This window comes from Gordonia sp. WA4-43 (genome assembly GCF_020520305.1).
Taxonomy (GTDB): domain Bacteria; phylum Actinomycetota; class Actinomycetes; order Mycobacteriales; family Mycobacteriaceae; genus Gordonia; species Gordonia hongkongensis.
On the sequence record NZ_CP084736.1, the window covers coordinates 2,112,329 to 2,134,463 of the forward strand.

Genomic DNA, 22,135 nt, shown 5'->3' on the forward strand with positions numbered 1-22,135 from the left:
GTTCGTTCCTCTTTGTTGTCAGTTGTGGTTGGTGCTCCGGGCAAGCTCGCGGATCTCGGCTCTACGCCGCCTCCGGCGTGCTTCCACAACTCGCCCCACCAGTGCATTCACACTGGTCAGTACATTTTCGCTACCCCGAGGTCGGGCGTGTCATACACTCGACAGCGGATTCGCTTGTCAGCCCACGGACCGCCGGTGCCCCGAGTCGGTCGATCTCAGGGCCGGCTCGAGAGCCGTTGGTCGGGCATGCGGACTGGCCCAGCATGGGCCGGGCACCGACGATCCACTCTACCGATCGGGTTTGCACAGGTCAAAAAACGGATCCTCCGCGCGACCTGCAGGTGAACAGGTCGTGTGCGCTGGGGTCCGGCGACGCTGAGACATGGCATTACCTTGTCCACTCTTACACCCCCGAACCCGACGCGTCGAGCCTTCGGCGAACCGCCGCCCGACCGGTACCCGCCGGCGCTCCGACCTGGGCCCGGACCTTCGCGATCGATGCCGCGAACGGACTGTCCGGATCCATCGGCCGCCCAATCGGCGAACTCTGGCCGCCGAACCACCGGTCGACGATCGTCGCCTGGCGTTCGAGGTTGTGGTCGGCCCACGCGTGGTGAGCATCACCCGTCCCCCGGATGCCGTAGACGTTCTCGCCGAGTTCGTGCCGCGCCTGAACCGCGAGCGCATCGGCCAGGAACGACGCGACGGACCGGGCGCCCACGATCTGCCGGGCATGCACGAGTTCGTGGACCAGCAGTTGGCCGGGCACTGGATAGGCCGCGGGACCGGCCCCGAGGGGCGCGTCGAACATCGCGCCGAGATTGCAGAGGATGCGCCCATCGACCCCGGGCACGGTGAACGCGCGTCCCCTTCGTCCGGCGAGATCGGTGAGGATGACGTCGTCGAGCCATCCGGCGGGCCCGAAGACGAGCTCGGCGGTCCGCCGCTCCTCATCGCACAGGGGGCGGTGCCGAAAACTGAGGCGGGCGACGATCCCTGCGGCGGCACCGGCCATCCCGGCGATCACGAGACCCAGAGGCCCGAACCAGACCGTGGCGATCGCGACGTGCGCGGCGACGAGGACTCCGGCGGTCGACGCCGGTCCCGCCGGCAGACGTACACCTCCGACTCGATGAGCGAGCGACAGCACGACACCGAGGAACCGGCCGTAACCGCGAGCCACGTGGATGAGGAGTCGTCGGCGCATCAGTGTCTCAGTCCCGCACGGCCATGACGACCAGGCCGGGGCCGACGTGCTCGTCGGCGGGCAGCCGGAGCTCGGCGACGGGGCGCAGACCGGCCTGCTCGATCAATCCGACGTACTTCTCCGGCGACCACTGATGGGTCGTCCACTCGACAGGACCGCCGTAGGCCTCGGTGCGTCGCACGTCCTCGTCGCCCGAGTGGGTACCGGAGATGAAGCAGCCGCCCGGCATCAATGCGCGGGCAAATGAGGCCAGCACCTGCGGGAGAACGTCCCGCGGGAGATTGAACAACGACCACCACCCCAGGACACCACCCAGCGATGAATCGGCGAGATCCAGCTGGGTCGCCGAGCCGACCTCGAAACGGCAGGACGGGTGCAGGCGACGCGCGTTCTCGATCATGCGCGGCGAGAGGTCCACGCCGGTCACGTCGAGTCCGCGGTCGGCGAGATAGGCGGTCACTGTCCCGGGTCCGCAGCCGACGTCGAGCACGGGACCGATGCCCGCCACCGAATCGATGAACGCATCGAGTGCGGCCTTCAGCCACGGACGGCAGCGAGGGTCGCCGATTCCGGTGTCCACCACCAGTCGGACGTAGTCGTCGGCCACACGGTCGTAGGACTCACGGACAGCGTCGAGGTCGGCCGGTCGATCGATGGGGTCGGCGCGCATGCGCCCACGATATGACCCGGGTACGACGCCGCCCCCTGTCCGGGGATCCGGGCAGGGGGCGGGTCGTGGAAAGCCGTGCGCCTACGGAGTGTTGAACCAGGCGACGACCGACGGCCATGCCTTTTTGTTCGACTCGCCGTACCCGATGTACGCGCCGATGAACGCACCCACGCCGGCACCGATCCAGCCGAAGACGATGAACCCGATGAGGCCACCGATCAGCGTGTACAAGGGCGTGTTCCCCCGCCAGCCCTTGTTCAGTTCCTTCCACATGATGTCGTATCGCTGAGCCTTGGTGATCCGCTTGGCGACATCCTTCTTGGCCACGCCGTCGAGGAGCGCACGGTGGTCCGGGCTGACGGCCGGGGTCAGGGTGACCCGCGACCGGTCCGCGCTGACCCCGGCGCGCAGCGGAACGGTGAACCCGTCCATCTGCCCCGAGAGCGGTATCGACGAGACGGTGCGACCGCGGGAATCGAGGATCTGCAGCGCCCCTGCCGGACTGACCGCGAGGCTGCCCCCGCGCACGTCGACGATCACGCTCTTGTGGTCCCCGGCTATCGCCGCGGACGCTGCGGGGAGCGCCACCGTCGCCGGTGCCGCGTGTGCCGTCGCAACGGGGACGGCGATGAGTACTGCACCCATCATGGCCAGCGCCATGATCCCTGCCCTGAGGTGCTTCATGTATGGATTCTCTTTCTCACGAGGATCTTTCGGCCCGTGCTCGGGCCGCGGTGATCATAACGGAGAAGAGACACACTCCCGCAATCGTCTCAACAGGCCAATCCCGTTTCAGTGCCAGCTCAATCGCGCTGCGGCGCAGGACAATCGCGAACTAAGCGCGCGATCACTCCGGAGTCTGGGGCAGCTTGACCTTCGCACCACCGGGTTTCGCCGGGTTCGACGGCGGCGGGACCACCGGCCCGATGTTCCCGTCGGGCGCCTCGTCGAGGTCGACGATGACCGGCGCATGGTCGCTGGGCTTGCTGCCCTTGCGCGCCATCCGGTCGATCCAGGCCGCCTCGACCCGACCGGCCGCAGATTCCCCCGCCAGGATCAGATCGATCCGCATGCCCAGGTCCTTGTGGAACATTCCGGCACGGTAGTCCCAGTAACTGAAGACGCGGTCGTTCGGCCAGCGGTCGCGGACGACGTCGCGCAGACCCAACGCCGCGAATTCGGCGAGCGCGGCACGTTCCGGAGGGGTGACGTGCGTGTGCCCGGCGAAGGCGTCGGGATCGAACAGATCCGCGTCGGCGGGCGCGATGTTCATGTCGCCGCAGAGGAGCGTCGTCGACGGGTCGGCGACCGCCTTCGCGAGAGCAGCGAGCCATTCGAGCTTGTACGTGTAGTGATCCGAGTCGGGGCTGCGGCCGTTCGGCACGTAGAGGGAGTGGATGCGCAGGCCGCCGCACACCGCAGAAATCGCGCGGGCCTCGAGCGTCTCCGGCGTCGGATAGCCCGGCATGCCGGCGAAGCCGACGCGCACGTCGTCGAGCCCGACCCGCGAGAGCAGCGCGACACCGTTCCACTGGCCCTGCCCCGCGTGCGCGATCTCGTAGCCGCGGTCGGCGAGATCTGCGCCGAGGACCTCGTGGAAGGCGTCGTCGGAGAGCTTGGTCTCCTGCAGGCAGACGACGTCGGGGCGACGTTCGTCGAGCCATGGGAGGAGGCGCGGAATCCGCTGTTTCACCGAGTTCACGTTCCAGGTCGCGACGCGCATGGGCCCACGGTAGTACGACACACCGACGCCGATCCGAGGCGGCGTCCGGGCTTTCCTTCGTCGGTGATGTGTGTCACGTTGGTCTCATCGACACTCTCCCTTCCCGTCCCGATCGAACGCCGCAGCGTCCCGTCATCGAGCACTCGTGGCGTCGGTCGGCGATGTCGGGAGTGCGGCCGGAGGACAACACTCCCGCACGTACGCACGACATCGGTTCCGCCGACCCCCTGCTCGACGCAGCGCGCCCCGTCCTCGACGACGCGGCGGCTCGTCTCGCCGACACCGACGTGTCCCTGCTGCTCGTCGATCACGAGTGCCGCATGGTGACGCGGGTGGCGTTCGGAACGACCGTCGAACGTCGGCTCGACGCGATCGGCGCGTCGCCCGGCGTCCCGTTCGGGGAGGACATGGTCGGGACCACCGCGCTCGGCACACCCGCGGAGACGCGCGGCGGGGTGATCGTGAACAGCACCGAGCACCTCTTCGAGCTGGAAGAGCTCGAACAGGTTGAAGTGGAGGTCGCGGAGATTGCTCTTGTAATGGTGAGAGGTTGACATCGGGCTTTCTTATAGTTCGCGGCATTTAAGCCGGGGCCGCCCACGCATGCGCTAGCGACGATCTTGTGACGGGTGCTGTCAAGAACGCAATGATGACACCCTGTGCCGACGGTCGACAGGTCAACGACGATCGATACAACTCTCGTTCGGACCACCCTCTCGTTTCGCGTCGAGTGTGAGGTCGGTCACGAGCGAATACTTCTGCCTAAGAATGAATTACAACATTGTCGGTCGTCGATACGGGCTTGTCTACTCGGGTCGGCAAGTTCACCTCTTCGAACTACCTGCGATGCTTCTAAAGTATCGCACGTACGAGTGGTGGTCGCTTGTCTCGAAGGTGCTCCTGTTACCAGTCCCGGACTGGTCGGGCGCTGCACTAGGAAATCGGAGCACGGTCACCGGGGCTCGCGGACCCTTGTGCTTGGCGAGCGGTTCGCCGCGTTCGATCGCGTACCTCGTCTGGGGCTGTGCATCGCAGGGGCGCGAACGCTGGGTGGGCGGGAGCTTGCGGGTATCACCAAAACTGCGCTAGCGGCCAGGCGTGACACAAGGGCGTACCGGGTTAGACAAATTGAAGCGCTCTACACCTACTCGTACCAACGATTGCCTAATATCGCTGATTTCTCGCGGGATTGCTACACGCGGGTTGGCAACTCTGAATGTTATGTAACCTTCGGGTCCTCGTATGTCGTCTGCCGTGAGCATGGGACCAGCTTGACCCGATTCTGCCAGGGTCAATCCGCGATTCAGCGATGGCTGGCTCGACTACAGCCAATCACGTCGGGTTCATCACCGACCCAGCCCGGGTCCGGTCGCCGAAGGACAAACCAAGGGTCGAACGCACCGTGCAATACGTGCGCGGGAACTTCTGGGCTGGTGAACGATTCACCAGCCTCACGCAAGCGCAGGAGGCGGTGGTCCGTTGGTGCAGCAACACTGCGGGCCTGCGCATTCACGGCACGACCTGTGCACGGCCGCTGGAAGTATTCGACGACTCCGAACTGTCGGTACTGCTACCAATGCCGCCGGAGTACGACGTGCCGATCTTCAAGGTCGTCAAGGTCCACCGCGACTTCCACGCCGAAGTCGCACGGGCGTTGTATTCGCTGCCGCAGCAGTGGATCGGATCGACTTTGTCGGTGCGTGCCGATACCGAGTTGGTGAAGTTCTATCAGGGGGTGTCAGATGGTCTGTGTAAGTCCAGTGCTCATCAGTGAGAGGACAATCTATGAGCATGGCGTTAGACGATAAGCAGCACGACGACGGTCAGCAGCTGCCTGAGTTGGCTGAGCCGCGTTCGACCGCGGAGGTGGCCGAGGCGCTGGAGGCCTCGGGCATGGTCGATGAGTTGTTGGCCCAGATCGATACCGGCCAGGTCCAGATCACCGGCGACGGCGGCCTGATCCCGGGTCTGATCGAACTCGCTCTCGAACGCGGCCTGAAGGCCGAGCTGACCGATCATCTCGGCTATGCCAAGGGCGATCCGGCCGGTCGGCAACTGCCCAACGCCCGCAACGGGTCGAGCCCGAAAACGGTGGACTCCGCGGCCGGGCCGGTCGAGTTGAACGTTCCTCGTGACCGTGAGGGCACGTTCACCCCACGCCTGGTACCGAAGGGTTCCCGCCGGCTCGGCGGCCTCGATGACATGATCATCTCGCTGTATGCCGGCGGCATGACGTTGCGCGACATTCAGCATCATCTGGCCTCGACGATCGGCACCGATCTGTCGCATGAGACGATCTCGAAGATCTGCGACGAGGTCCTCGACGCGGTCGATGAATGGCAGAACCGGCCGCTGGAAGCCTTGTATCCCGTCATCTACCTCGACGCCCTGGTGGTGAAGGTCAAAGACGGCGGTCACGTCCGAAACAGACACGCCCACATCGCTATTGGCGTCGACATGGCCGGCGTCAAGCATGTGCTGGGCATCTGGATACAAGCCGAGGAAGGCGCGAAGTTCTGGGCCGGGGTGTGTGCGAATCTGGCCAACCGCGGCGTCAAGGACGTGCTCATCGTGTGCTGCGACGGGTTGACCGGGTTCCCCGAAGCGATCGAGGCGACCTGGCCATTGGCCACGGTGCAAACGTGTGTGGTGCATCTGATCCGCAACTCGATGCGGTTCGTGAACTACAAGGACCGCAAAGACGTCGCGCGGGCGATCAAACCGATCTACACCGCCCCCGACGCCGAGACCGCCCGCCGCGAATGGGAAGCCTTCCGAGACTCGGAACTGGGGACCAAATATCCGAGTGCCGCAGCAGCTTTCGATCGAGCGTGGGACCGGTTCATTCCGTTCTTGGCGTTCCCGCCCGAGCTCCGCAAAGTCATCTACACCACCAACTCGATCGAGTCGCTGAACTACCAGCTCCGCAAGGTCATCAAGAACCGGGGACACTTCCCCAACGATCTCGCGGCGCGCAAACTGCTGTGGCTGGCGATCTGCGACATCGAGGACAAACGGGCCCGGCAACGCGAGAAGGAACGCGGCAAGCCCGCCGCCACGCGCAGAGCCCCCGGCAGGCTCGTCGAGGGCCAAGTCGTGACGAACTGGAAACAGGCCCTCGGGCAACTAGCCCTGGCCTACCCCGACCGCATCGAACCCCACCTCAACTAGACCCAACCAGCAACCACACGAAACCCAGGAGTCACGTTCTTACACAGACATCTTGACAAGCTCTTCTATCACCGCGGCACCCTGGTCAAGATCCACCCCCGTCAGCCTCCTGGAGGCCGCAGTACCGACCGCGCCGATCTCCCCGAACACAAGACGGACTACGCCTTGCGGGATGTCACCTCGCTCATCGCCAAGTGCACCTCACACGGGCCGAACGTCGGCATCTACGCCGAACGGATCCTCGATGACCCACTCCCGTGGACGAGGATCCGCAGCGTCTACCGCCTGCAAGGACTGGTCCGCCGCTACGGAGCCGAACGAGTCGAACAGGCCTGCTCGCTCTCACTCGATCTCGACGTCGTCTCCGTCACCAAGATCGCCTCGACGCTCGAACGCGCCACCGAATCGACGTCACCGGATCTACCGAAAGCAGTCGGACAATCATCGACTCGATTCGATACGCGATCCAACCGAATTCCGTTCTACTGCAACCACATCTCTGTCCGTCGTAGACGGCAGCACCGCATCTTTGGAGGCAAACCCATGAGCACCACTCGCGCCGCAGGAACCACCGAACCGGTCGGCACCGACCTCGTCCGACTACTCAAAGCCCTCAAGCTCGGCGCCCTCGCTGACACCCTGCCTGAACGCGCAGCCTTGGCCCGGCAACACAAGCTCAGCCACATCGGATTCCTCGAAGTACTCCTCGCCGACGAAGTCAACCGCCGCAACTCCCGTTCGGCGACGCTGCGGGCGACCAAGGCAGGGCTCGACCCGACGATGGCGTTCGATTCCTGGAACGCACTCGACGATCTCAGCTACGACCGGACACTGCTCGGCGATCTGACCTCACTGCGCTTTCTCGACGCTCACCAGTCCGCGATCATCCTCGGTCCGGTAGGGGTCGGCAAGACTCATCTGGCAACAGCGTTGGGACACATGGCGATCCGAAGAAGACACAGTGTGCTATTCGCTCGATCGGACAAGCTGTTCACCAAGCTACGAGCTGCGCGACTCGACAACACTGTCGACGCCGAAATCCGGCGACTGACCGCGATCGAAGTTCTGATCATCGACGACTTCGTGGCGTGTCCCCCGTGAACCGGTCCGGGTGGTTCTAGAGTCCTGATTGCCCTGTTGAGGGCGGAGAAGGGACGATAGGGATCATGGCGGGACGGAAGCGTCACTCGGCTGAGGACATCGTGCGCAAGTTGCGCCGAGCCGATGAACTGGCGGCCGAGGGCAAGAACGGCGAGGAGATCGCCGCCGACCTCGAGGTGTCGGCGGCCACCTTGTACAACTGGCGCCGCCAGTACGGCGGTATGGACGCTGATGCCGCCAAGGAACTCAAGGAGCTACGCGAGCAGAACGGCCGGCTCAAGCGCCTGCTCGCCGACGCCGAGTTGGAGAAAGACGCGCTGCGGGAGATCGCCAAGGGAAAATTCTGAGCCCGACCGCCAAACGCGCCGCGATCGACATGCTCAAAGACGTAAAGAACATGTCAGAACGTATGGCGTGCAGGGTTGTTGGGCTTTCACGGTCTACCTACCGGCGTCTGCCGTTGGCTCAGACACCGGCCGACCCGGACGCTGGTATGCGTGCACAGCTACGCACCTACGCCCGCAAGCACCCGCGACACGGGTTCCGGCGGGCGTGGGCGCACCTGCGGTTCGACGACGGTATCGAGGTGAACAAGAAGAAGGTGCATCGGCTGTGGACGGAGGAGGGCCTGCAGGTGCGCCGGGCGCCGCGGCGCAAACGAGCCGGGCAATCGTCAGTGCCGATCGTGGCGGCGGATGCGCCGAAGGTGGTGTGGGCATTGGACTTTCAGTTTGACTCGACCGTGGATGGCAAGAAGGTCAAGATCGCATCAATGGTCGATGAACACACCCGGATGTCGTTGCTCAACATCGTGGATCGCTCGATCACCGCCGACCGGTTGGTCGAGGAATTGGAGAAGACCTTCGCGATCTGGGGTGGCCCACCCATGGTGCTACGCATGGACAACGGCCCTGAGTTCATCTCAGAGGCGCTCCAGGCGTTCTGTGCAGGGTCGGTAGGCATCTCCTATATTCCGCCCGGCACGCCGTGGAACAACGGGTTCATCGAATCGTTCAACAACCGGCTTCGCGACGAGTGCCTGAACCGCAACTGCTGGCCCACCCTGCTCGAAGCTCGCGTGGTGATCGACGATTTCAAAGACGACCACAACCACCGGCACCGCCACTCGGCGCTGGGCTACCAGACCCCGGCCGAGTACGCTGCCCGATGCACCCACCAGCACCACCCTGTGGGCTGCGAGATCGACTGACCGACAGCTAGAAGAAACTGGCTCTAGAACTGCCTGGACCGGCTATCGGGGACCTGCCATTCGCGCTGCGACCACTCGACGCCACCGAAACCAGCGACTTCTACGAACTGATAGTCGAGCGCCACCGAAAGAAGACCACGATCGTCACCTCGAACCGCGAGCCATCCGAATGGCTGACCATGACCGCCGACACCCTCCTCGCGCAGTCAGCAATCGACCGACTGACCTCCACTGCGCACACCCTCATCATCGAAGGACCGTCCTACCGCCAACGCACCCGCCCCGGAACAGTTGACGAAAACACCGACAACACGCATCCTCAATAACGCGCCACGGTGGTCCCTAGCCTCTGGCAATCAGGTGGTCCCATCAACCTGGCAAGCGACACCTCGTAGGCCGGCAGGCGTTATTATGCCGTGAGGTATTTGGTACCGATGCTTACTTACGAGTATCCAACAAGCCCTGTTATGGTCGAAAAAACTACAAGGGGCAGCAATGGCCAGACTGCGAACGAGATCGATCTTGCTCAACGGAAAGTGCTCGCCAGATGGAGGGGGTATCGATGACGGTGAGTATCGCGGAAAGGCGCATCGACCCAGGTCGTGGGCGTCCTGGGCAATGCGATGCGTTCTAATTCCATCTATTACCGCGTTATTAGTATGTGTTTCGGCGGCGTGCACCCCGTCGCAGGCCCAGGCGGCACTTCGTATGCCGGTGGGTGTTGCATCTGTTTCTACCCAACTTGGTGGGGCCGATTTTACGATCGAAGCCTACAGAATAAGGACCGTCGGCGCGAGTTTCATCAGAATTTCTGCGAAATGGAATCTTATTCAGCCGGCAAGTAGTACCTCGTTCAACTGGACGACCCTCGACGCTGCGGTTTCCGCTGCTCGAGCTAGCGGGCTGTCAGTTCTCATGAACATCGAGGGTCCTGCGCCTGTGTGGGCTCAGAAACCTGGGGCAGATCCTGGCGCGAATGGCAACGCCCCGGCTAACCCGGCAAACTTCGGCGGTCTAGCGCAGCAACTAGCGAAGCGATACTCTGCCCGGGTCGCCGCGTGGGAGATATGGAACGAACCGAACCTATCGCACTACCTGCTCCCACCTACTGCACAGGAGTACGTCCCACTCCTTCGCGCAGCGTACAGCGCATTGCGATCTGCGGGAGCTAACCAACCGGTCATTACTGGAGGTTTGTCCAGTTCGCGGGACAACACACGAGACACCGTCTTCATCGCTGATATGTACGCATTGGGCGCCAAGAACTACTTCGACGGCATCGGAGTGCACCCGTATACGATGCCGTACCCCATCACAGCAGACTCACGAGGTGGTGGGGACGGCGGGGGTGCTGCTGTCTTGTCGTCGACGCGATCGACAATGCTGGCGAACGGGGACGGTAACAAAGGGGTGTGGATCACTGAATATGGCCAACCGACAGGGTCAACCCCAGCCTCATCCTCGGAAGCCACGCAGTCAGACATCATCGTGGATGCGATCACGCGGGCCAATGGGCTTGCATGGATCGCTGCATTCGTGATTTTCAACTCCCAAGACCTGCTCCCGGACCGCTCTAACCAGGAGGCTAACTTCGGCCTCTATCGATACGACGGATCCCCAAAACCCGTCGTCGGAGCGCTACAGGGCTTGCTTTCATAGTTTGACTTAACTGGTGACCGCGCCAGTAACGTCTGTCGCGTGCGTGGAAACCGGTAGTGATCAACGCCGAATTTGGCCCTTCGTAGATAGGGTGCGCCGCGTCAGTGATCGGTGGGCAGAGTAGTGCCCCATAGAGTGGTGTAACTCGGTGGCCGAGTTCGTTATCGACGTCGTGTCGTTAACGGATGCAGAGCGGCCACCGCGTGATCCTTCGAGTCAACCTTCCACAGAATCCTCGAGGAGTCATCGCGATGGGGGTGTCAGATGGTCTGTGTAAGTCCAGTGCTCATCAGTGAGAGGACAATCTATGAGCATGGCGTTAGACGATAAGCAGCACGACGACGGTCAGCAGCTGCCTGAGTTGGCTGAGCCGCGTTCGACCGCGGAGGTGGCCGAGGCGCTGGAGGCCTCGGGCATGGTCGATGAGTTGTTGGCCCAGATCGATACCGGCCAGGTCCAGATCACCGGCGACGGCGGCCTGATTCCGGGTCTGATCAAACTCGCTCTCGAACGCGGCCTGAAGGCCGAGCTGACCGATCATCTCGGCTATGCCAAGGGCGATCCGGCCGGTCGGCAACTGCCCAACGCCCGCAACGGGTCGAGCCCGAAAACGGTGGACTCCGCGGCCGGGCCGGTCGAGTTGAACGTTCCTCGTGACCGTGAGGGCACGTTCACCCCACGCCTGGTACCGAAGGGTTCCCGCCGGCTCGGCGGCCTCGATGACATGATCATCTCGCTGTATGCCGGCGGCATGACGTTGCGCGACATTCAGCATCATCTGGCCTCGACGATCGGCACCGATCTGTCGCATGAGACGATCTCGAAGATCTGCGACGAGGTCCTCGACGCGGTCGATGAATGGCAGAACCGGCCGCTGGAAGCCTTGTATCCCGTCATCTACCTCGACGCCCTGGTGGTGAAGGTCAAAGACGGCGGTCACGTCCGAAACAGACACGCCCACATCGCTATTGGCGTCGATATGGCCGGCGTCAAGCATGTGCTGGGCATCTGGATACAAGCCGAGGAAGGCGCGAAGTTCTGGGCCGGGGTGTGTGCGAATCTGGCCAACCGCGGCGTCAAGGACGTGCTCATCGTGTGCTGCGACGGGTTGACCGGGTTCCCCGAAGCGATCGAGGCGACCTGGCCATTGGCCACGGTGCAAACGTGTGTGGTGCATCTGATCCGCAACTCGATGCGGTTCGTGAACTACAAGGACCGCAAAGACGTCGCGCGGGCGATCAAACCGATCTACACCGCCCCCGACGCCGAGACCGCCCGCCGCGAATGGGAAGCCTTCCGAGACTCGGAACTGGGGACCAAATATCCGAGTGCCGCAGCAGCTTTCGATCGAGCGTGGGACCGGTTCATTCCGTTCTTGGCGTTCCCGCCCGAGCTCCGCAAAGTCATCTACACCACCAACTCGATCGAGTCGCTGAACTACCAGCTCCGCAAGGTCATCAAGAATCGGGGACACTTCCCCAACGATCTCGCGGCGCGCAAACTGCTGTGGCTGGCGATCTGCGACATCGAGGACAAACGGGCCCGGCAACGCGAGAAGGAACGCGGCAAGCCCGCCGCCACGCGCAGAGCCCCCGGCAGGCTCGTCGAGGGCCAAGTCGTGACGAACTGGAAACAGGCCCTCGGGCAACTAGCCCTGGCCTACCCCGACCGCATCGAACCCCACCTCAACTAGACCCAACCAGCAACCACACGAAACCCAGGAGTCACGTTCTTACACAGACATCTTGACAAGCTCATCGCGATGACCGCACCCCACATTGTCGACCCTGCAGGCCTTCTTGGCCAAGCCCTCGCAGACGCGTCACCAGATCTGATGCGTGAGCTGCTGCAAACCATGATCAACGCGCTGCTGTCGGCCGATGCCGACGCGGTCTGCGGAGCCGAATGGAACCAACGCACACCAGAGCGCACCAACCGCCGCAACGGCTACCGCCACCGGCCACTGGATACCCGCGTCGGCACCGTCGACGTCGCCATTCCGAAGCTACGTTCGGGCAGCTACTTTCCCGAGTGGCTCCTCGAACGCCGCAAGCGGGCTGAGTCAGCACTGATCACCGTCGTGGCCGACTGCTACCTGGCCGGAGTCTCGACCCGCCGGATGGACAAACTGGTCAAGACACTCGGCATCGACTCACTGTCGAAGTCACAGGTCTCACGCATGGCCACCGACCTCGACGAACAGGTCACAGCATTCCGCCATCGTCGCCTCGACGAGGTCGGGCCGTTCACCTTCGTCACCGCAGATGCCCTGACGATCAAAGTCTGAACCGCCCCGGGTCTGTCGGAGGCTCTCGAACCTGTGAAGGATGGAGAGCATGGCAGCACCACGCAAGTACAGTGAGGAACTCAAGGACCGGGCCACCCGGATGGCATGTGAAGCGCGACAAGATCCCGATTCGTCGAGAGGTGCGATCAAGCGGATCGCCGATCAGCTCGGAGTCCATCCCGAGGCGTTGCGCAATTGGGTTCGTCAGGCCGAGATCGACGGCGGGGTCCGCCCGGGCACCACGAGTGAGGACGCTGACCGCATCGCGGCGTTGGAGCGGGAGAACCGTGAACTGCGGCGAGCGAACACGATCTTGAAGCAGGCTTCGGCTTTCTTTGCGGCGGAGATCGACCGCCCACAGCGCTGATCGTGGAGTTCGTCGCGGCTCACCGCGATGAACACGGAGTCGATCCGATCTGTGCGGCATTGCGCGATACGTCCGCCCAGATCGCTCCGTCCACGGTACGAGCCCACCTGAGCCCCCAGAAGACCGAGGCGCCTCGTGTGGTGCGTGACCGGGAGCTCCTTACCCAGGTCCGCGCGGTGCATGCCGACAACCTCGGCGTCTACGGTGCCCGCAAGGTGCATGCCCAATTGCGCAGACAGGGCCATAGTGTTGCCCGCTGCACCGTCGAGCGATTGATGAAAGCCGATGGGCTGCAAGGGATAGCGAGACTCAAGACACGCAAGACCACGCGCAGCGAGGGAGCTGAAACACCCCGGCCGGCTGACCGGGTCAACCGTCAGTTCACCGCGGCGGCACCGAACGCGTTGTGGGTGGCGGACCTGACCTACATCCGCACCCACTCGGGCTGGGTGTACGCGGCGTTCGTCCTGGACGTGTTCTCGCGGATGGTCGTCGGCTGGCAGGTCTCGACCACCATGCACACCGACCTCGCCCTCGACGCCCTGAACATGGGATTGTGGGCACGGTCGCGTGCCGGCCACGACGTGGCCGGGCTGATCCACCACTCCGACCGCGGAGTGCAATACCGAGCCATCCGCTACACCGAACGACTGGCCGAAGCCGAAGCGGTGACATCTGTTGGCTCCAAAGGGGATTCATACGACAACGCGATGGCTGAGGCGTTCAACTCGCTGTTCAAAGCCGAATGCATCCGTAACCCCGTGATGCGCCCGCGAGGCGGCTGGGCAGGTGTGGGCGAGGTCGAGATCGCCGTCGCTGAGTACGTCGAATGGTTCAACCACCGCCGCCTGCACGGCGAGATCGGACACGTCCCACCCGTCGAGTACGAGAGCGCCTACTGGTCGACCCACACCGTCACCAGCTACCGTGAGAACCCGGTCCCCGCAAACGCTGGAACCAACTAACCGAGCCTCCAGCAAACCCGGGGCGATTCAGTCCGCGAGAACAAGCAGGTCGTCAAAGCCGTTGTCCTGCTGGCCACCGGTGTCAACGGCGATGGCCACCGCGAGGTGTTGGGCATGCAAGTAGCGACCAGCGAAACCAAAGCCTCCTGGAACACCTTCTTCGCCGATCTGGTCGCCCGCGGGCTGGGCGGGGTGCGTCTGGTGACCTCTGATGCCCATGCCGGACTGGTCGAGGCGATCGCGGCGAACCTGCCCGGCGCCGTGTGGCAACGGTGCCGTACCCACTACGCGGCCAACCTGATGGCGGTGTGCCCCAAGTCCATGTGGCCGGCGGTCAAAGCGATGCTGCACAGCGTTTATGACCAGCCCACCGCCACCGCGGTGCACGAGCAGTTCGACCGACTCCTGGAATACACCGAAGGCAGACTCCCCAAGGTTGCTGACCATCTCGGTGACGCTCGAGAGGACCTGTTGGCCTTCACAGGCTTCCCCGATGACGTGTGGCGACAGATCTGGTCTAACAACCCCACCGAACGACTCAACCGCGAGATCCGCCGCCGCACTGACGTGGTGGGTATCTTCCCCAACCGTGACGCCATCATCCGACTCATCGGCGCGGTCCTGGCCGAGCAGACCGACGAGTGGGCCGAAGGCCGCCGATACCTCGGCCTCGAGGTCCTCACCCGATGTCGACTGACCCTGACCACCGACACCACCACAACACCGGAGGCCACTACCGACCCGCTGATCGAACTGCCTGCCTGAAAGCCCGACGAAGGATCAGAAACGAGTTACACCACTACCTGGGACTTGACCGTGGGCAGCGCTGCGTGAGGTCTGTCACGGCCACCCGACGGCCCGATCGATATGGAGATCTACGGGGATGCGACTACCTGGACCAGCCACCGGCCCCGACGTCTGGATGATGGCTTGTGTGCGCACCGAGTTCTCGTGGCTTCTGACGTCGTTCTAGAAGGAGTGCGGCGATAACGCCGACCAGCCCGCCGCCAACTGCGCCCAGTCCTAACACGATGGGGTTGAGAAGTTGCTGGCGTACGGCACCTTGAGTGCTTGGATCGACCACTACCAGCTTCAGTGCTCCCGGACCGCCACTCGTAGGCTCTTGAAGAGTTCCTACCAGGCCTACGAGTTCCTGCGCGAGAGCGGGCGCCAGCTTCTGAGCGTCTTGAGCCGATTTGTTGCGCACCGTGATGTCCAGGACGACCGTTTGAGGTGGCACGCTCGCTGAGATTTGAGGGAGAAACTCGGCGACGGTGAGGTCTACTCCGGATCGGTCTATTGCGCGTTGGGCAACTGCGGGATCGGTTGCCAAGACGGCGAAGGTCTGAATACTTGCTTGTGCAGCTTGACTGCCCTGATATGCCTCGAGCATGTCCGATGTTCCGGTGGCTACGTAAGTACGCACCGTCGCGGAGTAGGTCTGCGGCGCTAGTAGGCAATATCCGACTGCTGCGCCAAGTCCCAGTAGCAAACACGCGACGACGAGCATCCAACGCCGCGCGATCGCGGTCATGATATTCATGCAAACTCCTGTTCGGACGAGGCGTGTGCTTTCGGGTAGGCGACCGAAGCGGGCTCTCGGTAGATGAAGTAGGGGAGTATCGCGGCGAACGGCGCGATACTCAAGAAATAGGGGACGTAGACAGCTTCAAGTGAACTAAGGACGAGCATTGTGATGAGATAGGTGAGTACGTATGCTTGCGCGTCTGCCCCGGGCAAGGTTGCGACCTTGATCACGGCCGCGATCACAATCAGCAAGGCGCCGAAAACACCTACGGAAACAAGTATTTCGAGCCATCCGTTGTGTGGTGAGTAGTTCGCCTCAAAGAGTTGCGTGGTGCCCGACTCGACCCAATAAGCGGGGTTATGTCCGAAGAACCACTGGTCTGGAATTATCTGCCTCGCATGGTCCCACAGGATGCCACGCAGGCTGTAGTCCGAGGTCGAGTAGCCGATGTAGAGCGGAAACGATGAGTAGGCGAGGCCACCGATGAGGGCGACGCCGAGGACTAGATTGCGCACTCGAGGTGCAAGTGGGCCGATGGCAAGGAGTAGTCCGAGTGCGCCGGCCACCGCGATTCCACCGAATGCAGTGCGGCTCCCGGCGAGCATGCCTATCAGTGCGACACCCAGTATTGCCGCGATTATGCGCCAGAGGGCGAGGCGGTACATCGCGAAGGGGAGTAGTGCGGTGACCATGATGCCTGCAAGATTTCCGTTACCAGCAAACGGCGAGGTCAGGGCGGCTCCCAGCTCAGTGCACTTGTCGATGCGGCATGCACCGACAACACGAGACGAGTTGAAAGCGACCGATAGGGTGAGAATGGCGGCCGTGACGATGAGTGCTACACGAGCTGCGTCAGCAACGTCGTGGAGTTCAAACGATCGGTATCTGAAGATGAAACCTACAAACAGGGCGGCGGCCGTGATGAGATTGATGATTCTTTGGGAGCCGTCGATGACCATCGTGGACCCCCCGTACAGCAGTAGCAGTCCCAAGATCGCAGCTGAGTAGTCAACGCTGACCTTCCGCGCAGAGATAGCGCGTAGTGCCGCGACGATGCTCAGGGCGGCAGCCGGACCATACATAAGGATGGCAAAAAGGGGGCCGGCGGCTTCCGCGCTGGCCCAGATGATTGGTGCGATGCCGTAGATAATGACCACCGGCCACGCCGTGATTGAGGCCAACCAGACGCAGAGATATCTGTCCAGTCGTGTGAGGAGTGTCCTGTCGAATCCGGCCACGAGGAACAGCGCGAAGGCCGCCGCGAGCGCTGCCGTCGATGCCATCAGGAGACCCAGATATCTCTAATTGATGCGGGCTTCATGCCTTCGTCACTCTCGAACAACTCCCAGGTAGCCCAGCTACCCCCGAAACGTGCGATGCGTTCGTCGGTGACCACGACGGAGGTCGAATCGGGAAGGTAGATTTTCGCCGCGTCGCCTGTGAGCTCGACCTCGAACTGCGCGTTGCGTAGATCGAACTGTTTCGTGAACGATCCACGCGCGAGGACAGTTTGTCCGCTGCCGCCCGCCTTCCATACGGCGTATGTCCATTCGTTGCTATCGGCTACGAAATGAACCGCCGCATCGGGAGCTGGTTGTGACTCGCTGGTAGGGACGCTGTCGTTGCTCACCAACAGCGCGATCGACCCCGATGCGTCGTCTCCAAAGTCTGCGGTTGTTCCAATGCGGTGAACGCGCTGAGGCGATACATCCGTCGAGAGATACGACGCGGCGTTTGATCCGGTCGGCTCACCGTGGCTGAGGCGACCGTCAGTCACCTGGAAGGGGTGTGAACTTCTGCCTCGTTCAATCGTGGCAAATTCAGAAGGAACCTCAGGTACGACGCCGAAGTCGATATGCATTCCTGCCCCGGCCGGCGACGCGAGCCGGTCGGGGGTGCCCTGCACCTCGGGTGCAGCTCCACATCCCGCCGTGCTGAACACCACCGCGAGGCCGGCTAACACTGCTGAAAGCAAACGGCGCTGCCGTGGTGGCGTGATATCTACGCCACCAGGCCGCTGCGCATGGGCTGCCATCAAAAATCTGTGACTTCCCGAACTGGTGTCATGTAGGAATCCCGGTACCACCACTTGCACTCGGGCATTTCCCTGCGCCATTTCGCTGGTGATCCGGCATACAGGCCGGGCTTGGCCTCGTCGCCCGAGCCAGATGCGGTCACGACGGAACCGGCCGCCACAACGGACCATCCTGGCACGCGGGCGTTCTTCAGGATCAGGCAGGACGTGGAGGTGAGGCTTCGTTCGCCAATAGTGATGGTGCCGATCGTTGTCCGGTCTTCGACAATATCGATTTCGTGGGTCTGCAGGATGGAGCGGGTCCCGCCGATAGCGCAGTATGCGCCCAGCTCGATCCGACCTGAGCAGTCCACATAGTGGCGGTTGGTGAAGGCCGATTGTTCGGCCATCACCATCACTCCGGCCCGGTCGCTGAACTTCTGGTACGAAGGAGCAGCGGTGAACTGATTCATTCTTCCGATGAAATTGGCCTTCTCCATTTCAACTTTCGCCATCCGGCGGAAAATGTTGAACGGTGAGATCACCGTCTTGTCCCCAATTACGAAGGGGCCGCACGCAATCACGAGGTTGGGACCGAGCGAAACCTCGTCTCCAATCGTGTTGCCCAAACGGCGCAGTAGGGAGTTTTTGAAAGGGCTGGGCGGAAGCAGCCATACCACCAGACTCAGCCACTTGTTGGGGCGTTTCATTGAATTCCTCCTGTTGCGTGAAAACGATGTACGTGCGTTCGCGAGTCAGATGGCTGCGGTCGCCTGAGGGCGCTGCGACCCAGTATGGCGGCAACGCATACGGCCGTTACAGATGCCAGAGTTGCCAACACAGTTGTGCGTAAGAATGTATTAGGGAAAGTGTGCACTGCCTGCACAGGCCCCAGGACAACAGACCCGATGGGTGTGGGCGACTCCAAATCCGCCAATGCTCGGGTGAATTCGATGCCAATGGCTTCGGCGGCGGCCATGGTCTCCTGGGAACTATCGCCCCGAACGGTGAAGTTCATGACCGTGGTGTCTGGTGGAGATGTGACGGACAGGGCCTGCCTCAACTGAGCCGGCGTGGTATCGAGGTTGTGAGTGTCGATGACGCGGCGCATGAAGTTCTCGCTGGTCACCAACGACGAGTACGACTCGATACTTCGCGTGAGCAGCAGGATAGGTGCCGGATTGAATTGCTGAGAAGGCCGTTCCGGAGCTCGAGTAGCAGTCAGCACGACGCGGGCGGTGGCTTCGACGGTGTCTCGCTGGTTGGTATATGTGTGGCCCGCTATCACGACGATCCCCCCAACACATAGGAGAGCAACTACAGCCCACAGCGGCAGACGGAGAAGCCTGCTCTTGGCAGTCATGGACACCTGCCGGAACGACCGAGATCTTTAAGTATTGGCCGCATACGGCTGGCGATGATGGCGTGTCCGGCGTCAGTCGGATGACGCCCGTCGGCGCCTACAATGCCGGTTTTAGGTGCATCGTCGAACCATCCCGATGCGATGGGGTCGACAAAAAGGGCGTCCGCTCGCCGTGCCGCATTGGCGAGAAGTTCATTGGCGCGCAGGTATTCAGCTGGGACGGGACCGTTATGGATCCACGACGGGCCCACAATCAACACCGAAGCGTCGGGATTGTGGTCATGAACTAGGTCGACGGTCTGGACCACCGAGTTGACGTAGTCCGACGACAGCTGGGACAGGTCGTTGCCGCTACCGACATAGACCACCGCTGACACGTCAGGAGTTAGCAAACGTTCCGTCTCCGAACCAAAAGTCGTCTTGCGGGTCCCCGTTGTAGCGTAACCGGAGCCACCTCGCCCCGACACTCGAAGTAGAATCGGACATGAGTTCGACGATTCCTCACTGAGGTCGCTCTGCACGAGGGCCGTCCAGTTGGCAGCGCCCCTGCCGCCATAGTCGGTCCCCTCGGTAACGCTGTCACCGATAACGAGGATGGTGGTCGGCGTCACAGCGTCTGCATCTTCGTTGACCTTTACGGCGTCGGTGGTACCGCCGGTGGCCGTATCACGGTGAGGCGTATCGCGTTCTTGGGCTGTTACGACCGCAGTTGCGGTGAGAACAATCAGCAGCGAGAGAGCGCTAAGCAGCAGGAGTTTCTGCCAATGTTTCTTGACTACAGTCATCGTCGATGACCACCTTTCCGGCCGAAGAGCATGAAGACCAGCACGACAGTTTGTCCGAGAATCGGGACAACCCATACTGCGTCAGTGTGTCCAGACCATCCGATCAGTGCCAGTAGCGCCAGGGTGGTAGCGCCCCCCGCGACGATCGCCACTGTCGCCGTCTTGGGCCAACCTACGGCGATGTAGCGAGCGCTAATGGACTGTGAGATCGAGGACAGGCCCGCGGCAACGATCATGCCGACGAGCAACATTTGGGCCGGTTCGTACTTCGGACCAACCACCTCGAGAATCAGCCACGACAGAGGCCAGGCGGCAATCATTACGGTCCCGCAGTAGGCGACCGTAATCAAGTAGTACCGCCGGTAGAGAGACCGAAACGCGGGGAGGTTGGCGACGCGCGTGGACAATTCAGGAATCAGCACTGTCGACATCGCCGCCGCGAGGAGCGTGAGGGGCCCGGTGACCCGTGTGGCCATCGAGAAGTAGCCGACAGCTAGGGCTGAGGCGAACAACGCGAAAGTGGCGACCTGCAGCTGAGATAGGACGCCGGAGACCGACAGTGCCCAGTACCGTGCGCTCTTCGTCGGCGGTCGGCCGCGGAATCTTCGTAGTGCTTGATAGACTGCTGCTCGCCTAGCAACGACTGCGGGAGCGACCACCGCTATCGTCGCGGTTAGCGCGAACATGGCGATTAACGTGGCGGCGTTGAGAGACTGACCTGCTGCGGCAGAGACGGTGCAGCCCATCAATGGAATGGCGCGTTGCGCGAAAACTAGACTGCTTGCTGACGTGTGTGCTTGCACGCCGGCGAGATGAGCTTGCGCGTAGTTCTGCAAAGTGTCCGAAAGCGCGAACACCCCGCCTGCGAACAACATCGCTGGGGCGGAGGATATGGCGAGGGCTACGGCCACCAAAACGAACACTGTCACGACGACGATTGTGTGGAAGACGTACAGTCGCGCGGCCGCGATCTCCCCTCCGGCTGCGCTTACCCGCATTGCTTGCACCGGGGCACCCACGCCAACGATCAGACCGACTGCCATCCCTAATGTGTACGCAAGAATGTACTGTCCGAAATCGGCGACCGTCATATGCCGGGCGAGAAGCAAGAGGAACACCCCGAGCATTGCTGAACTGGCGAGCCTTGCTGCGATACGCAGCACTGCGTTGCCCAGCAGTGCTCGCCGAGGGCTGTTGACCAGCGGCAGATCGTTCTTGGTTGGCGGAGATGGGCCAGCTATAGCAACGGGGCGAAGCCGATCAGTTGCTGACGACATCACGCAACCTTCGGTAGGTGGGGGTTAGCCGGACCCGGAAGACGAGGAACGACAACAGTTGTTCGGCGGTGCCCATCAGGCCTAGAAAACGATCTCTCATCGACGTCGCGTATCGCACGCGGAGGCGGAACGACTCTGTGACAAAGGTTTTCCACAAGTTTGCTGACTTCGAGGCGTCGTGGAATCGAAGAGCACCGATCGGTACGTCAATCGAGTGTTGTTTGGGGGCCGCCGCCGCGATGCGGAACTGTAGCGAATAGTCCATCGTGCAATGCAGGTCTGTTTCGAATCCACCCAGATCGCGCAGAAAGTCGGTGCCCATGACGACCGATCCCGAAAACGACGCACACGTCGACCTTCTCAGTAGGGTTCGGGTCTCGATTGGTCTTCCTTTGTAGGTGTCGACGACATCTCCGCCGGACCGTAGCAGCTGATGGTCACCAGTTAGAACAGCTGGAACAGTGGACTCGGCAAGAGCTGAGCGGATCGCGTCGAGGGCGCCGTCGAGAAGAACGTCATCGGCGTTGAGCCAGAGAATCCAGTTTCCTGCGGCACGAGCGAGTGCACGATTGAGTGCATCTGACTGTCCACCATCGCGTTCGATGACGGCTTTGACCCGGGTGTCCTCGGCAGATAGAGCCTCAATGACGGCTTGAGTGCCATCGGTGGAACACGCGTCTTGGATCACTATTTCGTCGGCAGGGCCCAGTTGGTGCAGCGCGGATCGGATTGCGGGTTCGAAATACTCCCCTGGGTTGAAAGAGGGTACAAGAACTGAAACGCGCACGTTGGTTGTGTTATTCATGGC

At 62.3% G+C, this 22,135-nt stretch carries 17 protein-coding genes, 6 pseudogenes and 1 other annotated feature; of the genes and pseudogenes, 11 read left to right on the plus strand and 12 right to left on the minus strand.

What is annotated here, in order from left to right; translation table 11 throughout:
- Nucleotides 1-403: 403 nt before the first annotated feature.
- The 4 genes from LEL84_RS09400 to LEL84_RS09415 form a co-directional block, all read right to left on the minus strand.
- Nucleotides 404-1,207 (minus strand): hypothetical protein, encoded by an 804-nt coding sequence (locus LEL84_RS09400; RefSeq protein WP_127962512.1) that lies wholly within the window; start codon nt 1,205-1,207, stop codon nt 404-406.
- 7 nt (nt 1,208-1,214) lie between these two features.
- A complete protein-coding gene (locus LEL84_RS09405; RefSeq protein WP_226513886.1) occupies nt 1,215-1,877 on the minus strand; it encodes a class I SAM-dependent methyltransferase in 663 nt (220 codons plus the stop codon).
- Between the two features lie 81 nt (nt 1,878-1,958).
- Nucleotides 1,959-2,561, minus strand: coding sequence for a hypothetical protein (locus LEL84_RS09410; protein WP_226513887.1), 603 nt, complete (start codon nt 2,559-2,561; stop codon nt 1,959-1,961).
- A gap of 163 nt (nt 2,562-2,724) precedes the next feature.
- Nucleotides 2,725-3,600 carry an exodeoxyribonuclease III gene (locus LEL84_RS09415; RefSeq protein WP_127962509.1) on the minus strand — a complete coding sequence of 292 codons (876 nt, stop codon included), beginning with the start codon at nt 3,598-3,600 and terminating at the stop codon, nt 2,725-2,727.
- A gap of 68 nt (nt 3,601-3,668) precedes the next feature.
- Here LEL84_RS09415 and LEL84_RS09420 point away from each other — a divergent pair.
- A pseudogene (locus tag LEL84_RS09420) lies at nt 3,669-4,088 on the plus strand (Fis family transcriptional regulator); the annotation flags it as partial.
- 15 nt (nt 4,089-4,103) lie between these two features.
- Here LEL84_RS09420 and LEL84_RS24905 read toward each other — a convergent pair.
- Nucleotides 4,104-4,157 (minus strand): annotated as a pseudogene (locus LEL84_RS24905) (hypothetical protein); the annotation flags it as partial.
- A gap of 733 nt (nt 4,158-4,890) precedes the next feature.
- Between LEL84_RS24905 and LEL84_RS09430 the strand changes: the two are divergent.
- From LEL84_RS09430 to LEL84_RS09480, 10 genes and pseudogenes are all read left to right on the plus strand, one after another.
- A pseudogene (locus LEL84_RS09430) lies at nt 4,891-5,329 on the plus strand (Mu transposase domain-containing protein); the annotation flags it as partial.
- Nucleotides 5,330-5,385: 56 nt separating this feature from the next.
- The gene (locus LEL84_RS09435) at nt 5,386-6,771 is read left to right on the plus strand and encodes an IS256 family transposase (protein WP_226513888.1); all 1,386 of its coding nucleotides are present in this window, start codon (nt 5,386-5,388) and stop codon (nt 6,769-6,771) included.
- 165 nt (nt 6,772-6,936) lie between these two features.
- Nucleotides 6,937-7,872 carry an ATP-binding protein gene (locus LEL84_RS24910; protein ID WP_413466955.1) on the plus strand — a complete coding sequence of 312 codons (936 nt, stop codon included), beginning with the start codon at nt 6,937-6,939 and terminating at the stop codon, nt 7,870-7,872.
- Between the two features lie 65 nt (nt 7,873-7,937).
- Nucleotides 7,938-9,082, plus strand: a protein-coding gene (locus LEL84_RS09450) for an IS3 family transposase (protein ID WP_091344253.1) whose coding sequence is annotated in 2 segments (ribosomal slippage) — nt 7,938-8,205 and nt 8,205-9,082 — 1,146 coding nt in all. Because the reading frame shifts where the segments join, the coding sequence is not laid out codon by codon here.
- Nucleotides 9,083-9,141: 59 nt separating this feature from the next.
- Nucleotides 9,142-9,408 (plus strand): annotated as a pseudogene (locus tag LEL84_RS09455) (ATP-binding protein); the annotation flags it as partial.
- A 382-nt stretch (nt 9,409-9,790) separates the two neighbouring features.
- The gene (locus LEL84_RS09460; RefSeq protein WP_226513890.1) at nt 9,791-10,741 is read left to right on the plus strand and encodes a cellulase family glycosylhydrolase; all 951 of its coding nucleotides are present in this window, start codon (nt 9,791-9,793) and stop codon (nt 10,739-10,741) included.
- Nucleotides 10,742-11,048: 307 nt separating this feature from the next.
- Nucleotides 11,049-12,434, plus strand: coding sequence for an IS256 family transposase (locus LEL84_RS09465; protein WP_165629400.1), 1,386 nt, complete (start codon nt 11,049-11,051; stop codon nt 12,432-12,434).
- A gap of 69 nt (nt 12,435-12,503) precedes the next feature.
- Nucleotides 12,504-13,025 (plus strand): annotated as a pseudogene (locus tag LEL84_RS09470) (transposase); the annotation flags it as partial.
- 52 nt (nt 13,026-13,077) lie between these two features.
- A protein-coding gene (locus LEL84_RS09475) for an IS3 family transposase (RefSeq protein ID WP_226513891.1) occupies nt 13,078-14,360 on the plus strand; the annotation gives its coding sequence in 2 pieces (ribosomal slippage) (nt 13,078-13,366 and nt 13,366-14,360; 1,284 coding nt in all).
- Nucleotides 13,356-13,484, plus strand: a sequence feature (AL1L pseudoknot). Its footprint overlaps the gene before it by 129 nt.
- 30 nt (nt 14,361-14,390) lie before the next feature.
- Nucleotides 14,391-15,125 (plus strand): annotated as a pseudogene (locus LEL84_RS09480) (IS256 family transposase); the annotation flags it as partial.
- Nucleotides 15,126-15,249: 124 nt separating this feature from the next.
- Here the strand turns inward: LEL84_RS09480 and LEL84_RS09485 are convergent.
- From LEL84_RS09485 to LEL84_RS09515, 7 genes are all read right to left on the minus strand, one after another.
- Nucleotides 15,250-15,903, minus strand: a complete 654-nt coding sequence (locus LEL84_RS09485; protein WP_226513892.1) for a YveK family protein — start codon at nt 15,901-15,903, stop codon at nt 15,250-15,252.
- Nucleotides 15,900-17,171, minus strand: coding sequence for an O-antigen ligase family protein (locus LEL84_RS09490; protein ID WP_226513893.1), 1,272 nt, complete (start codon nt 17,169-17,171; stop codon nt 15,900-15,902). The genes LEL84_RS09485 and LEL84_RS09490 overlap by 4 nt, the downstream gene beginning before the upstream one ends.
- The gene (locus tag LEL84_RS09495) at nt 17,171-17,923 is read right to left on the minus strand and encodes a hypothetical protein (RefSeq protein ID WP_226513894.1); all 753 of its coding nucleotides are present in this window, start codon (nt 17,921-17,923) and stop codon (nt 17,171-17,173) included. The genes LEL84_RS09490 and LEL84_RS09495 overlap by 1 nt, the downstream gene beginning before the upstream one ends.
- Nucleotides 17,923-18,612: an acyltransferase gene (locus LEL84_RS09500; RefSeq protein WP_226513895.1), complete on the minus strand. Its 690-nt coding sequence runs from the start codon at nt 18,610-18,612 to the stop codon at nt 17,923-17,925. Before LEL84_RS09500 ends, LEL84_RS09495 begins: the two co-directional genes overlap by 1 nt.
- Before the next feature lie 649 nt (nt 18,613-19,261).
- Nucleotides 19,262-20,050, minus strand: coding sequence for an SGNH/GDSL hydrolase family protein (locus LEL84_RS09505; RefSeq protein ID WP_226513896.1), 789 nt, complete (start codon nt 20,048-20,050; stop codon nt 19,262-19,264).
- Nucleotides 20,047-21,327 carry a lipopolysaccharide biosynthesis protein gene (locus LEL84_RS09510; protein WP_226513897.1) on the minus strand — a complete coding sequence of 427 codons (1,281 nt, stop codon included), beginning with the start codon at nt 21,325-21,327 and terminating at the stop codon, nt 20,047-20,049. The genes LEL84_RS09505 and LEL84_RS09510 overlap by 4 nt, the downstream gene beginning before the upstream one ends.
- Nucleotides 21,311-22,132, minus strand: a complete 822-nt coding sequence (locus LEL84_RS09515; RefSeq protein ID WP_226513898.1) for a glycosyltransferase — start codon at nt 22,130-22,132, stop codon at nt 21,311-21,313. The genes LEL84_RS09510 and LEL84_RS09515 overlap by 17 nt, the downstream gene beginning before the upstream one ends.
- Nucleotides 22,133-22,135 lie beyond the last annotated feature (3 nt).